Genomic DNA, 16,635 nt, shown 5'->3' with positions numbered 1-16,635 from the left:
TTCTACTCCTACACTCGCGGGCATGGTCCGCCAGTCAAAGACGTCGTCAAAGTCTTCGCCCCCGCTTGTTCGGCTCACCGACAAGGTCCACCTGGTCCAGGGGCCCATGGTCAATTGGGCAGTAGTGGCCGACGAAAGCGGCGTCATGCTGGTCGATGCCGGCTATCCCGGCGACCGCGAACGGGTACTCGATTCCCTACACCGGCTGGGCTACCAGGCCGGTGACGTGCGCGCGATCCTGCTGACCCATGCCCACATCGACCACCTAGGCTCCGGGATTTGGTTCGCGCGGGAGCACGGAACCCCGGTGTTCTGCCACGCCGACGAAGTGGGTCACGCCAAGCGGGAGTACCACCAGAGCGCGTCGGTTCTCGACGTCGTGTTGCGCAGCTGGCGCCCCCGCACGGCGGTGTGGGGCCTTCGGCTGCTGGGCAGCGGCGGCCTCATTCGCACAGGCATCCCGACCACCCAGCCATTGACCGCCGCGTTGGCCGCCACGTTGCCGGGTCAGCCGATGGAGATCTTCACCCCGGGGCACACCAGCGGGCACTGCTCGTACCTTATCGACGGCGTGTTGGTCAGCGGTGACGCCCTGGTCACCGGCCACACGATGTTGCGCCACCATGGACCGCAGCTGCTGCCGACGGTGTTCAATCACCGCTGGCAGCAATGTATCCGCAGTCTGGATGCGCTGGCATTGCTGGAAACCGAGATCTTGGCACCAGGCCACGGCGACGTTTGGCGCGGACCGATTCGCGTGGCGGCGCAAGAGGCGATCGCTCGAGCCCGACGCTGACGCACGTCACGTCCTAGCCGGCCCGGTCAGAAATCCAGTCGTGCAACGCCGTCGCGGTGGATCCACTCGATGTGGTAATCATTTCGAAGTGATCGCCGGGGACTTCGGCGACCGAATACGCCACCTTTTCCCCGGCCGCTCGCCATCGGTTAAGTCGCTCCGACCGCACATCGTCACCACACAGCGTTTCGTCTTTGGCGACGATGTTCAAAAGCGGTGCGATTGAGGCGCCGGGCTGCCATGAGTGAAAAATCGATGCGTACGCATCCGCGGCGGTCAGGCGCGTTGCATTGAGTCGATTGAGCGCCCTGGCCGTTTCGATGACTTTGCGAGAAAGACTGCTTCCGGCTTCGGTCATTTCGAACTCGCCATCAGCCCGTGAATGTGCGATCTGACAGGGTAGGTACGTATCGATGAGTGCGACCCCGAGAGGGTTGCGCTGGTGCCGCTTGGCCAGGTAGCAGCCCAGGGCATAGGCCAACAGACCGCCCGACGAATACCCGGCAAGCACAAAGCGCTCGCCACCGCCGACCATGTCAAGAATTGTGCCGCAGATGCTTTCCATGATCATTTCTTGGTCCTGCGGTAACGCGTCGTCCGGGCAGAACCCCGGAAGCGGTAGCGAATAGACCGAATGGCGGCCAGCCATCGCCTTGGCCATTTCGCGATATTCTTGCACATCGGAAAGCACGGTTAGCGTGGGAATGCACAGCAGGGCCACATCTGATACGCCAGGCGTGAGTAGCCGGGCACTGTATTGATCGTGGCGTCGAACCGGGACAGTCATGCGCTCTCGCATATTCGACGCCAGGGCGACCATTTTCCATCCGTCCTGCTCCCGGCCCGAGTCGTGCGCTTGCAAGAAAAGCTGTGCGAGCGAATCGACTTCCCCCTCCGGGCACTCGGCGGTGGTGGGGTTGGGGTTGCCGTCTGCGTGGGTGATCAAGTACCGAGCCAGGGCGGTGGGCGTGGGGTAGTCGAACACGATGGTGGCCGGTAGGGCCGCCCCGGTGGCGATCTTGAGCCGGTTACGTAACTCGACCTCGCTTAGCGAGTTGAACCCCGAATCACTAAATGCCTGTTCAACATTGACCTCATCGGCCCCATCACGACCCAACACCGCCGCGGCGTGCTCACACACCAACTCCAACACCACCGCGTATTGCTGCTCACCGGACAATCCCCGCAGCCGAGCGGCTAACCCCGCCCCATCCGCCTCAACCCCACAGTCCCCCACCACCGCCGAGACCACCTCGCCAGCACCACCACCACCAGCTAACGCTGCGGGCGGGCCCAGCCAAAACCGTTCATGCTGGAAGGCATACGTCGGCAGCGGCACCCGCATGGCCCCACTGCCAGAAAACACCGCAGCCCAATCCACACCCACACCCGAGACAAAAGCCCGCGCCGCCGCAACCGTCACACCCAACGACTCCGAACGGTCTTTAACCAGCGTGGGTACCGACACAATCTCAGCATCAACCAGCGATTGCTCCACCAACGACGTCAGCCCACCACCGGGCCCCACCTCAACAAAACGCTGAGCCCCCGCCGCGTGCGCCCACCGCACACCGTCGGCAAACCGCACCGCCGACCGAATGTGCTCAACCCAATACTGCGCGGAAGCAAAATCATCACCCACCACCTGCCCGGTCACATTCGAGACCACCGGAATACTGGGCCGACCCACACACACCTGCGCGGCAACAGCTTTGAACTCGGCGATCATCGGCTCCATCAACGCCGAATGGAAAGCATGCGAAACAGCAAGCTCACGCACGCGCCGACCCCGAGCACCCCATCGATCCGCGATCGCACGCACCGCCTCCCGAACCCCCGAAATCACCACCGCCCCCGGAGCATTAACCGCCGCAATGCTGACCTGCTCACCCAACATCGGCCCGACCTCATCTTCGGTTGCCTGCACCGCACACATCGCCCCACCCTCAGGCAGCCCCTGCATCAACCGCCCACGCGCAACCACCAACAGCGCCGCATCCTCCAAACACAACGCACCAGCGACATAGGCAGCGGTCAACTCCCCCACCGAATGACCCATCACCAAACCAGGCCGCATCCCCCACGACTCCAACAACCGATACAACGCCACTTCCACCGCAAACAACGCCGGCTGCGCGAATTCAGTACTGTCCAAAAGACGTTCGTCATCACCCCACAACACCGCACGCAACCCACATCGCAGGTGCAAATCCAACTCGCCCACCACCACATCGAAGGCCTCGGCAAACACCGGGAAGGCCGCATACAACTGCGACCCCATCCCCAACCACTGCGCACCCTGACCGGGAAACACAAACACCGTCGAGCCCCCCGCCAACACCCGCCCACAGACCACCCCAGCACCGGCACGGCCCGCAACCAAATCCCCCAACCCCGCCACCAACTCCGCACGACCAGCACCCACCACCACCGCCCGATGGTCAAACACCGACCGCGTCGTCACCAACGAATACCCCACATCCACCGCAGACAACTCCGCACGCGACCCCACAAACTGCGCCAACCGAGCCGCCTGCCCCACCAACCCCGCCGCCGTCTTACCCGACACCACCCACGCCACCACCCCACCCCAACCAACCCCAACCCCAGCCCCACACACCACATCCGACTCCGGCGCCTGCTGCACAATCACATGCGCATTAGTCCCGCTCACGCCGAACGACGACACCCCCGCACAACGCGGCCGACCACCCACCACCGGCCACTCCCTGGCCTCGGTGAGCAACTGCACCGCACCCGATGACCAATCCACATGCGAGGAAGGCTGATCGACATGCAACGTTGCCGGCAAGACCTGATGCCGCATCGCCTCGATCACCTTGATCACACCGGCTACCCCCGCGGCCGCCTGGGAATGCCCAATATTCGATTTGATCGACCCGAGCCACAACGGTGCGTCCGGGGCGCGGTCCTTCCCATAAGTGGCCAACAGTGCTTGGGCCTCAATCGGATCGCCCAACCTCGTGCCCGTGCCGTGGGCCTCCACCGCATCGACATCCGCGCCCGTGATGCCCGCATCCGCCAGCGCCGCGGCAATCACCCGCTGCTGAGCCAGCCCGCTCGGAGCCGTCAAACCGTTCGAGGCACCGTCCTGGTTCACCGCCGAGCCCGCCAACAGCGCCAGCACCGGGCGACCGGCACGGCGGGCATCGCTGAGTCGCTGTAGCACCAGCATTCCGGCGCCCTCGGAGAACCCGGTTCCATCGGCGGCCTCGGCGAACGACTTGCAACGTCCGTCGGTCGAGAGCCCCCGCTGACGACTGAACCCGAGAAATATCGACGGCGTAGCCAGCACCGTTGAGCCGCCGGCCAAGGCGAGATCGCACTCTCCGGCGCGCAACGAGTTCGCGGCCAGATGCAGCGCCACCAACGACGACGAACAAGCGGTATCCACCGACAGCGCGGGACCCGCCAACCCTAGGCAATACGCGATGCGGCCGGAAGCCACGCTGGTGATGTGGCCGGTGTCGGCATACCACTGAGCCTGCGCGGTACCCATCCCATAACCGTCTCCGTAGATACCGACGTACACACCGGTAGCGGTGCCGCGAAGTGTCTGCGGATCAATACCGGCGTTTTCTAGGGCTTCCCATGAGGTTTCCAGCAACAGGCGCTGCTGGGGGTCCATCACTATCGCCTCACCCGGGGAGATCCCGAAAAAGGCGGCATCGAAGTCGGCCACGTCATCCATGAATCCGCCGTAACGGGTATAGGACTTGCCGACGGCGTCGGGGTCGGGGTCAAAGAGCCCCTCGACATCCCACCCACGATCGGTCGGGAACTCGGAGATCACGTCTCGACCCGAAGCGACCAGTCGCCACAGATCGCCTGCCGACGCTACCCCACCGGGGTAGCGACACCCCATCCCTACCACCGCAATTGGCTCACCGATGTGCACCGAGGCACGTTCGGCAGCCGCGGTGGTGGGGTTGGGGTTGCCGTCTGCGTGGGTGATCAAGTACCGAGCCAGGGCGGTGGGCGTGGGGTAGTCGAACACGATGGTGGCCGGTAGGGCCGCCCCGGTGGCGATCTTGAGCCGGTTACGTAACTCGACCTCGCTTAGCGAGTTGAACCCCGAATCACTAAATGCCTGTTCAACATTGACCTCATCGGCCCCATCACGACCCAACACCGCCGCGGCGTGCTCACACACCAACTCCAACACCACCGCGTATTGCTGCTCACCGGACAATCCCCGCAGCCGAGCGGCTAACCCCGCCCCATCCGCCTCAACCCCACAGTCCCCCACCACCGCCGAGACCACCTCGCCAGCACCACCACCACCAGCTAACGCTGCGGGCGGGCCCAGCCAAAACCGTTCATGCTGGAAGGCATACGTCGGCAGCGGCACCCGCATGGCCCCACTGCCAGAAAACACCGCAGCCCAATCCACACCCACACCCGAGACAAAAGCCCGCGCCGCCGCAACCGTCACACCCAACGACTCCGAACGGTCTTTAACCAGCGTGGGTACCGACACAATCTCAGCATCAACCAGCGATTGCTCCACCAACGACGTCAGCCCACCACCGGGCCCCACCTCAACAAAACGCTGAGCCCCCGCCGCGTGCGCCCACCGCACACCGTCGGCAAACCGCACCGCCGACCGAATGTGCTCAACCCAATACTGCGCGGAAGCAAAATCATCACCCACCACCTGCCCGGTCACATTCGAGACCACCGGAATACTGGGCCGACCCACACACACCTGCGCGGCAACAGCTTTGAACTCGGCGATCATCGGCTCCATCAACGCCGAATGGAAAGCATGCGAAACAGCAAGCTCACGCACGCGCCGACCCCGAGCACCCCATCGATCCGCGATCGCACGCACCGCCTCCCGAACCCCCGAAATCACCACCGCCCCCGGAGCATTAACCGCCGCAATGCTGACCTGCTCACCCAACATCGGCCCGACCTCATCTTCGGTTGCCTGCACCGCACACATCGCCCCACCCTCAGGCAGCCCCTGCATCAACCGCCCACGCGCAACCACCAACAGCGCCGCATCCTCCAAACACAACGCACCAGCGACATAGGCAGCGGTCAACTCCCCCACCGAATGACCCATCACCAAACCAGGCCGCATCCCCCACGACTCCAACAACCGATACAACGCCACTTCCACCGCAAACAACGCCGGCTGCGCGAATTCAGTACTGTCCAAAAGACGTTCGTCATCACCCCACAACACCGCACGCAACCCACATCGCAGGTGCAAATCCAACTCGCCCACCACCACATCGAAGGCCTCGGCAAACACCGGGAAGGCCGCATACAACTGCGACCCCATCCCCAACCACTGCGCACCCTGACCGGGAAACACAAACACCGTCGAGCCCCCCGCCAACACCCGCCCACAGACCACCCCAGCACCGGCACGGCCCGCAACCAAATCCCCCAACCCCGCCACCAACTCCGCACGACCAGCACCCACCACCACCGCCCGATGGTCAAACACCGACCGCGTCGTCACCAACGAATACCCCACATCCACCGCAGACAACTCCGCACGCGACCCCACAAACTGCGCCAACCGAGCCGCCTGCCCCACCAACCCCGCCGCCGTCTTACCCGACACCACCCACGCCACCACCCCACCCCAACCAACCCCAACCCCAGCCCCACACACCACATCCGACTCCGGCGCCTGCTGCACAATCACATGCGCATTAGTCCCGCCAAATCCGAACGACGACACCCCCGCACAACGCGGCCGACCACCCACCACCGGCCACTCCCGGCATTCCTTCGCGACTTCAAGCCCCAACTTGGTAAATGGAATGTCTGGGTTTGGCTCGTCGAACTCTCCACTGGGAAGGATCAGGCCGCGCTGAATGATGAGCACCGCCTTGATGAGGCCGGCGATGCCGGCGGCGCCTTCCAGATGTCCTATGTTGGGCTTGATGCTGCCGATCATCAGCGGCGTGGTAGTTGGCCGTCGGCGGCCATAGACTTTCCCCAGGGCGTGCGCTTCGATCTTGTCGCCCAATAATGTTCCAGTGCCGTGCGCCTCCACGTATGCAATATCCGAAGGATCGACTCGAGCGTCTTTACATGCACTGTCCAGAACGGCGATCTGTGCGCGCGGGTTGGGCGCCATGAGGCCATTGGATTTGCCATCTTGATTTACCGCCGAGCCGGTCAGTAACGCTAATGTTGGCCGGCCTTCGCGGCGCGCGTCGCTAAGACGCTGCAGGATGACCACGCCGCAGCCTTCGCCACGCACCATGCCATCGGCAGATTTATCGAACGCGCGACAGCGGGAGGTGCGCGACAATACGCCCGCTTCTCGAAAGCCGATAAAGGGTTCCGGCGAAATAAGAACATTCGTACCCGACACGATGGCAAGATCGCACTCCCCATTCGAGAGGCTCCGACAAGCCAGGTGGACGGCGACCAGGGACGACGAGCAAGCCGTATCAACAACAACAGACGGACCGTTGAGATCTAAGAAGTACGAAACCCTGTTGGCGATAATGCTTGACGAGCCACCGGTGTTGTCCCAAATGGTCGTTTTACGCAATCCGTCGGACCACAAGAACCTCACATAATCGCTCGACGACACGCCAACGAATACGCCCGTACGAGATAGCCGCAGTGTCTCGGGAATTATTCCCGCCTGTTCCAACGCCTCCCAGGACAGCTCCAGCAACAATCGTTGTTGTGGATCCATTCGTAACGCCTCGTCGGGAGGAATATCGAAAAACCGGTTGTCGAATTCGTCGATCGTGTCCAGAAATCCACCGTAATTTGTCTCCGACTCATCACAGTCGCAATCGCAGGCCGGCGTGCGGTCATCGGCAACGGTTGAGCGGCGATCAGGGTAGCCGGTGATTCCCGACTTCTTGTCGGCGAGGAAGTCCCATAGCTGATCGGGATTGTTGACGCCGCCGGAGAACCGACATGCCATGCCAACCACGGCGATTGGGTCATCGGTCTGCCGCTGGGGCGCCAATTCGTGAGCGCCGTGCGGATAAGCTTCGGCAGCCCCTCCGGCGGCGTGCTCATGGAGAAGACTTTGGATCAATTCGTTGGCGCTCGGGTTGTCCCATACGGCCATGTCTGGGACGGTACGGCCGAAGCAATCGGATAAATCTCCCGGAATCGCCAGCACATCAATCGATTTCAAGCCTAGGTCGCGCACCGGAACATCAAGCCGGACCTCGTTGGGATCGCACCCAATCCGCGCGGCCAGGTACGTTTTGAACCATTTTTGCAATGCGTCTGCGCGCAGCGGATCGTCGGTCATCACGGCGCCTCGGTCGGGTCAAACACGTCCGCCCGGTGCCACATTGCACAGCCGGCACCTCGACTGGGGTGTTCCATTGTGGTCCCGAGCAGCAATCCGGACGGCACTCGTCCGCTGGCGCCCCCCCGATCCGAACTTCGTGCAGGCGCTCTCAAAGTATCCTCAGCTCGTCAGACGAAATTGCCCGTGCACTTCGACCGGTGCGGCTTCGAAGTGGGGTTCTGGGTCGCTGACTATATGCTGATATTGACGGCTGGGTAGACGGTTTCGGGGAATCCCCAACCCCCTGCCTTCACGGTGCGGCTGATCGCTCGATAATGCCCGCGGCGCTGGCGCGACCCGGCCGATCCCGTCCGGCTCGACACGGGGCAGATTGCCCATCATTGCAATGTCTCGATGCGTTCTAACTCGGCCGACTCGTAGCGCATTGCACAGGCTGCGCGACTGATCTTCCCGCTCGTGGTCTTCGGCAGCGATCCGTGCGGCACCAGAAGAAAGTCCGTTACCCGCAGGCCATGTAGTCTCGACAGGGCAGCGAGTACCTGCTTTTTCATCCTCGACAAATCCGTGCGAATCGATTCATCCGCGAGTTTTTCTACCTTGACCTCCGCCGCAATGATGAGGTTTTCGCCGAGCTCGCCGGGAACCGAAAATGATGCGACCCGACTGCCGGTGAACTTGTTCACCGTGTTCTCGATATCTTCTGGATAATGGTTGACACCATCCTGAATTACTAGATCCTTGATACGTCCAACGATGTAGAATTCTTCATCGAACGCGAATCCCAAGTCGCCGGTCCTAAGCCATGGCGATCGGGGCGTTGCCGCGGAGGGTTCTCGAATAGCGGCATGAAATTTGTCTTTATTGAGTTGGCTTTCCGCTCCGTGGTATCCGGTCGAGAGGTTGGCGCCGTGGGCCCAGATCTCGCCGATTCGCCCCGGCTCGACCTCGGCCTGCGATTCTGGATCCACAATCCGAATGAGCGGCTGGCTGCCGGACCGGTGGTAGCGGACCAACGTCGACGTCAGTGATGATTTGTCAGTCCCTGGTTCCGCACATCCCCGCGTCAGGCTTTTGGAATCGAACACGGTTGACGTCGGCGACGATCCATATTTGGTGGTCGCCAAATACACCACCGCCTCGGCCATTCCGTATGCCGGCCTGACCGCAGTGGGTTTGAGATTATACGGACGGAACTTGTCCAGAAACCTTTCTATCGTGCCGGCCTGCACCCGCTCGCCACCGTTCGCCATTGCGGAAACATGCGCAAGGTCGCGGCCTGCCATGTCTTTGTCGGAAATTCTGGCGGCCGCCAGATCAAAAGCAAAGTTAGGCGCGGCCGTGAACGGTGTGTCGTTCTGGGCAACTAATTGCAGCCACCTGGCGGGCTTGCGGATGAAAGATGCCGGACTCATTATCGTAGATGGGCATCCGGTCAGCACCGGGATGAATAGATTCGTCATTAGGCCCATATCGTGGTACAGCGGCAGCCAGGAAACGACGGAGCCTGGCAAATTTTGCGTCTGGTCTTCGGCCGTAAATAGGTCCCGAAGGATATGATTCGTGTTTTCCACCACATTATGGACGGACAGGCGCGCCCCCTTGGGATTGCCCGTCGAACCGGATGTGTATTGCAGGTATGAGCCCGTATCGAATTGCGGCGCAGCCCAAGCGTCGCGGTCCTCAGGTGCGCCAAAACACGGGTCGTCCAGTGCGTCCAGCGCTATGACCGGAGTGGTGGCCGATAAATGGTGACTGCCTAACGTCGCCCTGATCGCATCTTCCGCGGACACCGTGGTAAGCACCGCATCCGCCGAACAGTCAGCTAGAACCAAGCCGGTCCGCTTGTCCTGCAGGCTCCCCTGGGGTTCTGGCAATGGAACCGGAATCCATCCGGCACGAAGAGCCCCAAGAAATCCGACAATATAATCCAATCCTTGAGGAGCGGATATGGCGGCGAATCTTTGACGCTCGAAATGTCCGTTGAAACTAGCCAGGTACTTAGCCAGTGCCGTGGTTCGAGCATACAATTCCTGCCAGGTAAGCGTGTCAATTTGAGGCTCATCCCCGACCGCATAGTCGAAAAATCTAAATGCTTCCCGGTCGGGAGTGGTGTTTGCTCGGTCCCGCAGCGTCGAGATAATAGGCATGGCGATATGAGTCCTTTACGTCGATTGGGCTGGTCCTGAACCGTGGATGCCGATTTCCTGATGGCCTCCGACTGCTGGTCGCGATTCCCGCATCCGATGCGGCAGCGTGCGCGCAAGTTGTCACTTCGGGCCCGGCGGAGCCGTCCGGAAGAGGTGGTGACCGCGGCACAAGCCGCAGGTGCGGCACGAAATTGGCGGCAGCACAACACATAACGGGCCAGGGTCGAAAGATCCGGAACGGTTGCCGGGTTGTCGCGGCCCTCACCGGTGCGCGGTCGCGGCCGGCAGATCGCACCGCGCGACCAAGCCGGTCGCCTCGCGCCCCGGCCGTCGAGCCCGGCCAACGGCCCTCAGACGACCCAACCCGCGGCCCGATGTCGCATGACACCACCCTCACCAACCCCATCAAAACCCGCCTAGCAGGGCCCACTGCCTGCCGGAATGACATGCCGATCACCCGGCCCCGACAGCGCAACAGCAATTTGCACAACGAAATCGCCATGCAATGTATTGCCCTATTTGCAGTAGCATTCGCATACGGTACTTGTCAACATGTTGGACGAATTGGTTGTCGCAAGTCGTTAACACGAATGTCAAACTGCAGACATGTCCGAGCGACGTCCGAATATTCGCGGTTGGGTGAATTTAGATGCCGAGCCGCGCGGAACTGCCCTCCGCATGACGGCTCCCCCGGTATGGTTGATGCTCTTATGGCGACGGTTGTCGAGGCATCGCAGGCAGGGAGCCTATGATCCGCTTTGTCAGGCGCATATGGGTGCCGATTGTGATGGCTGTCGTCGTGGTGGTGGGGACAGCCGTTGTGGTGCGGTTGCATGGGGTTTTTGGTTCTCATCGATATGTTCCGGATACCGGCAACGGCGACGCGATTGTCGCGTTTAACCCGAAATACGTTCGCTATGACGTCTTCGGTCCCCCCGGAGCGGTCAGCACGATCAATTACCTGGATGAGCACGCCCAGCCGCACGAGGTTGTCGACGTAGCGATTCCCTGGTCGTTGACGATCGTGACCACGCTGACCGCGGTGATTGCCCACGTAGTGGCCCAGGGGGACGAGCAGATTATCGGTTGCCGTATCACCGTCAATGGCGAGGTACGTGCTGAACGCACAGCGAATTCGCATGATGCTGCGACCAGCTGCCTAGTGAAATCCGCGTGAGCATCCAACATTCCTCCGGGCCGCACTTCGTTATCGCCCGGACGATCCGTAGGTTCGCGGTACTGGTCATTCTGTGCTGGGTAGCACTGACCATCGCAACGAATATAATGGCGCCGCAGCTGCAAGAGGTGGCGCGGACGCACTCGGTGGCGTTAGGCCCCCACGATGCCCCGTCTCTAATTGCGATGAAGCGGATCGGCAAGGACTTTCAGCAGTTCGACTCCGATAACACCGTAATGGTGGTATTAGAGGGTCAGTCCGCGCTCGGTGATGAGGCGCACCGGTATTACGACGCCCTGATTGCCCGGTTGTCGCGGGACACGGCTCATGTCGAGCACATCGACAATTTTTGGGGCGACAGGCTGACCGCGGCGGGCTCGCAAAGCGTTGACGGCAAGGCCGCGTATGCCCAGCTTTACCTCGCTGGCGATCAGGGCGGTTGGCAGGCGAACGATTCCGTTGCCGCGGTGCAACGGATCGTGCAGAGCGTGCCGCCACCGCCGGGTCTCAAGGCCTACGTAACGGGTCCCGGCGCCCTCAGCACCGATCGAGTCGTATTCGGCGACCGCAGTCTGCAGAAAATCACCGGGATCAGCATCGCGGTGATCGCGCTCATGCTGCTGATTGCGTACCGCTCGCTTTCGACCGTTCTCCTGACGCTGCTGACGGTCGGCACCGAACTGACGTTGGTGCGCGGCGTCATTAGTGTGCTTGCCGTCAATCACCTCGTGGACTTGTCGACCTTCACCGTCAATGTTCTGGTGACGCTGGCGATTGCGGCGTCGACGGACTACATCATTTTTTTGGTTGGTCGGTATCAGGAGGCCCGCACCGCCGGTCAGAACCGAGAACTGGCGTATTACAGCATGTTCGGTGGCACGGCTCATGTGGTCCTGGGCTCGGGCCTAACCGTGGCCGGGGCCATGTACTGCCTCAGCTTTACCCGCCTGCCCTACTTTCAGACCCTCGGCGCACCCTGCTCAATCGGACTGCTGGTGGTCGTCGCGGCCTCACTGACCCTGGCACCGGCGGTCATCGCCATCAGCAGCCGATGGACAATCTTTGACCCCAAACGCAACACCACCACCCGCCGCTGGCGACGCATCGGCACCATCGTGGTGCGCTGGCCCGGCCCCGTCCTAGTCGCCACCGCACTAATCTCACTGATCGGCCTGCTGGCCCTACCCAAATACCAAACCAACTACGACGAACGCCACTACATCCCCACCAACGCACCCTCCAGCATCGGCTACCGCGCCTCCGACCGCCACTTCCCCCCGGCCCGGATGGAACCCGAAGTCCTGATGATCGAAACCGACCACGACCTACGCAACCCCACCGACATGATGCTGCTCGACCGCATCACCAAAGCCGTCTTCCACCTACCCGGCATCGCCCGCGTCCAAAGCATCACCCGCCCCCTGGGCTCACCGATCGAACACAGCTCCATCCCCTTCCAACTCAACATGCAAAACACCATCACCCTCGAAAACATCGGCTACCTCAAAAACCGCGTCGCCGACATGTACCGCATGACCGACCAACTCCAAACCATGATCGAACTCGCCCAACGCCAAGAAACCCTGACCCGAGAACTCACCAACACCAACCACGACATGCTCACCCACACCCGACACATGCAAGCCACCACCAACCAACTGCGCGACCAACTCGCCAACTTCGACGACTACTGGCGCCCCATCCGAAGCTACTTCTACTGGGAACACCACTGCTTCGACATCCCCATCTGCGCCTCCCTGCGCGCACTGCTCGACGCCGTCGACGGCGTCGACAAACTCAGCCAAGACATCGCCACCCTCACCACCGACCTCGACCACATCGACACCCTCCAACCCCAACTGCTGGCCCTCATCCACCCCACCATCCTCACCATGCAAACCGTCAAAGACCTCACCCAAACCACCGCCAGCACCTTCTCGGCACTAATCACCCAAATGCAAGACCTCACCCACAACGCCACCGCCATGGGACAAGCACTCGATGCCTCCCACAACGACGACTCCTTCTACCTACCCCCCGAAGCCTTCGACAACCCCGACTTCCAACGCGGCCTCACCCTGTTCCTATCCCCCACCGGCACCGCCGCCCGCTTCCTCATCACCCACCAAGGCGACCCCGCCACCGCCACCGGCATCGCCCACATCGACCCGATCCTGCAAGCCGCCAGCGAAGCCATCAAAGGAACCCCCCTAGCAGCCGCCAACCTCTACCTCGCCGGCACCGCAGCCACCTACAAAGACATCCACCAAGGCGCCACCTACGACCTCATGATCGCCATCGTGGCCTCCCTATGCCTGGTCTTCATGGTCATGCTCGCCATCACCCGAAGCATCGTCGCCGCCGCGGTCATCGTCGGCACCGTCGCCCTCTCCGGCGGTGCGGCCTTCGGACTGTCCGTGCTGATCTGGCAACACCTCCTCCACATGCCCCTGCACTGGCTGGTCCTACCCATGGCCATCATCGTCATGCTCGCCGTCGGATCCGACTACAACCTGCTCCTAGTGGCCCGCTTCCAAGAAGAAATCACCGCCGGCCTCAACACCGGCATGATCCGCGCCATGGCCAACACCGGCCGCGTCGTCACCATCGCCGGCCTCGTCTTCGCCTTCACCATGGGCTCCATGATCACCAGCGACCTACGCGTCGTCGGCCAAGTCGGCACCACCATCATGATCGGACTGCTCTACGACACCCTGGTCGTCCGCGCCTTCATGATGCCCGCCGTCGCAGCCCTACTAGGCCGCTGGTTCTGGTGGCCACGTCGAGCCCCCCTACCGATCCGCCAATCCCAGGTGCTCGCGCAGCGTCGCGCCGGTGTACGCGGTCCGGAACGCGCCGCGCTCCTGCAATAGCGGCACCACCCGGTCAACAAATTCGTCCAGACCATGCGGTGTCAGGTGCGGCACCAGGATGAATCCGTCACACGCATCCGCCTGGACGTAGCGGTCGATCTCGTCGGCGATGTGTTCTGGGGTACCGACAAACTGCTGACGGCTGGTGACGGCGATGACCAGTTCCCGAATCGACAGGTTTTCCGCTTGCGCGCGCTCACGATATTGGCGGGCCACCGCAACCGAATCGGCGTGCCGAACGCGCCCCTGGGTGATGCCGAAGTCGCTGGTCGGCTCGACATCGGGCAGCGGGCCATCGGGGTCATAATCCGAGAGGTCACGGCCCCATACCTGCTCGAGCATCGCGATCGCCGTGGCGCCGCTGACCTGCTGATGTTGGATGTACCGCGCCTTCTCTTCGGCGTCCCCGCGGCTGTCCCCGATGACGAAGGTCACCGCGGGAAAAACCTTCAGCTGGTTCGGGTCTCGCCCGTAGGATCGAGCCCGGCTTTTGACGTCGGCGTAGTAACGCTGGCCTTCGGGCAACGACGCGTGCAGGGTAAACAACGCATCGGCGTGCCGAGCCCCGAATGCCCGGCCCTCCTCGGAATCACCGGCCTGCAGAAGAACCGGATAACCTTGTGGCCCGGCCGGAAGAGTAGCGAAACCGCGCACATCGAAGTGCTTGCCCGAGAATTCGGCGCTTCGGATGCGCTCGGGGTCAACGTAGACCCCGGTTGCCGGGTTGGCCAGCACCGCATCGGGAGCCCAACTGTCCCAGAACCTTTGGGCCGCGGTCACAAACTCCTCGGCCCGTAGATAGCGGTCGGCATGCTCGAGAAAGCCACCGCGCCGGAAATTGGCACCGGTGAATGCATCCGACGAGGTGACGATGTTCCAGCCGGCTCGACCCTCGGACAGATGGTCAAGACTCGCGAACTGCCTTGCCACTTCGAATGGTTCGTTGAACGTGGTGTTGATGGTCCCGGTCAGACCGATCCGTTCGGTGACCCCGGCCAGCGCCGCCAGCACCGTGAAGGTGTCCGGTCGGCCGACCACATCCAGGTCGTAAATCCGGCCGCGGTGCTCGCGCAGTCGCAACCCTTCGGCCAAGAAGAAGAAATCGAACAGCCCGCGTTCGGCGGTGCGGGCCAGATGGATGAACGAATCGAACTCGATCTGGCTACCGGAGCCGGGGTCGGCCCAGACGGTCGTGTTGTTGACTCCCGGAAAGTGCGCGGCCAGATGAATCGGTTTGCGCTCCATCAGATAAGCCCCCAGCGTCGTGCGATGAGTTGGTGGGAGCGCAGTCGGTCCTGCTGTCGATACGTCACCGAGGTGATGACGAGCTCGTCGGCATCGGTGACCCGCTGCAGTGCCCGCATCCGCTCGGCGACCTCGTCCGGATTCCCGACGAATTGCGTTGCCAACCGGTCGGTTACCACCGCAAGCTGCTCGCTGGTTAGGGGAGCACAGTCGTCGGGATCCGGGTAGGGGACGGCGCCGCCACCCGTCCGAATGGAGTACACCCAATGTCCATAACTGGATGCCAGGTGCTGGGCGGTTTCGGTGTCATCGGCGACCACGATGTCGGCCGAGACCACAACGTAGGGCCGCTGCAGGGTCGCCGACGGAACGAACGCGTCGCGGTAGGCCTCGATTGCGTCCAGCGCGGTGGCGGGTGTGATGTGATAGCTGGCCACGAACGGCAGCCCCAGCTCGCCCGCCAGCCGTGCGCTAGGCCCCTTGGTGCTGCCGAAGATCCACGGTGTCAGGGCGGCGCCTTCACCGGGCACCGCATGCACGTCGAACCCGTCCACCTGATAGGTGCCAGCGAGCATAGCGACGATGTCGCCAACCTGCTCGGCGAAGTCGGGCGCCACCGCCTCCGGCTGCTGCAGGATCGATAACGTGGCCTGCAACCGCTCGCTTTGCAGCAGCGTTCGCATGTCGAACGGCGCCGGAATCACTACACCGCTTACTTCCCGCGATTGGCGCGGCGGTTGCGGCTTTCGCGTTCTTGCCGGGTCCCGTGGCTGCACGCCGCGGCGCTGCGCCGATCGGCCCAGTCCCAGATCGATGCGACCGGGGTAGAAGGCGTCGAGCATGCCGAAGCTCTCGGTCACCGCGATGGCGGTGGTGTGGCTGAGCTGGACGGCGGCCGACCCCACTCGAATCCGGTTGGTTGCCGCTGCAATTTGTCCGATCAGTACGGCCGGAGACGCGCAGGCGACGGCGACGAAGTGGTGCTCGGCGACCCAAAACCGGCGATAGCCCCAACCTTCGGCGCACCTCGCCAACTCGATGGTGTTGCGTAAGGCGGTGGCAGCATCGCCGCCGGCGCTGATCGGCGACAGGTCCAGAATCGACAGTGGAACGGCGCTCAT

At 62.5% G+C, this 16,635-nt stretch carries 7 protein-coding genes; 3 read left to right on the top strand and 4 right to left on the bottom strand.

Features of this window, described 5'->3' with window-relative positions; genetic code table 11:
- Positions 1-22: 22 nt before the first annotated feature.
- The gene (locus tag MB901379_RS02870) at positions 23-796 is read left to right on the top strand and encodes an MBL fold metallo-hydrolase (RefSeq protein WP_158015276.1); all 774 of its coding nucleotides are present in this window, start codon (positions 23-25) and stop codon (positions 794-796) included.
- 13 nt (positions 797-809) lie between these two features.
- Here MB901379_RS02870 and MB901379_RS02865 read toward each other — a convergent pair whose 3' ends face one another.
- Together MB901379_RS02865 and MB901379_RS02860 are read right to left on the bottom strand one after the other, a co-directional pair.
- The gene (locus tag MB901379_RS02865) at positions 810-8,069 is read right to left on the bottom strand and encodes a type I polyketide synthase (RefSeq protein ID WP_158015275.1); all 7,260 of its coding nucleotides are present in this window, start codon (positions 8,067-8,069) and stop codon (positions 810-812) included.
- A 380-nt stretch (positions 8,070-8,449) separates the two neighbouring features.
- Entirely contained in the window at positions 8,450-10,219 is a 1,770-nt protein-coding gene (locus MB901379_RS02860; protein ID WP_158015274.1) for an AMP-binding protein, read from the bottom strand.
- 748 nt (positions 10,220-10,967) lie between these two features.
- Here MB901379_RS02860 and MB901379_RS02855 point away from each other — a divergent pair.
- Both MB901379_RS02855 and MB901379_RS02850 read left to right on the top strand, forming a co-directional pair.
- A complete protein-coding gene (locus MB901379_RS02855; RefSeq protein WP_158015273.1) occupies positions 10,968-11,396 on the top strand; it encodes an MmpS family transport accessory protein in 429 nt (142 codons plus the stop codon).
- Between the two features lie 32 nt (positions 11,397-11,428).
- The gene (locus MB901379_RS02850; protein ID WP_408632354.1) at positions 11,429-14,269 is read left to right on the top strand and encodes an MMPL/RND family transporter; all 2,841 of its coding nucleotides are present in this window, start codon (positions 11,429-11,431) and stop codon (positions 14,267-14,269) included.
- Here MB901379_RS02850 and MB901379_RS02845 read toward each other — a convergent pair.
- Both MB901379_RS02845 and MB901379_RS02840 read right to left on the bottom strand, forming a co-directional pair.
- Complete coding sequence (locus tag MB901379_RS02845) at positions 14,189-15,514, bottom strand: NtaA/DmoA family FMN-dependent monooxygenase (RefSeq protein WP_158015271.1); 1,326 nt, start codon at positions 15,512-15,514, stop codon at positions 14,189-14,191. The genes MB901379_RS02850 and MB901379_RS02845 overlap by 81 nt on opposite strands.
- The gene (locus tag MB901379_RS02840) at positions 15,514-16,635 is read right to left on the bottom strand and encodes an LLM class flavin-dependent oxidoreductase (RefSeq protein ID WP_158015270.1); all 1,122 of its coding nucleotides are present in this window, start codon (positions 16,633-16,635) and stop codon (positions 15,514-15,516) included. The genes MB901379_RS02845 and MB901379_RS02840 overlap by 1 nt, the downstream gene beginning before the upstream one ends.

This window comes from Mycobacterium basiliense (assembly GCF_900292015.1).
Classification (GTDB): domain Bacteria; phylum Actinomycetota; class Actinomycetes; order Mycobacteriales; family Mycobacteriaceae; genus Mycobacterium; species Mycobacterium basiliense.
This window is presented reverse-complemented; position numbering and strand designations above follow the sequence as displayed.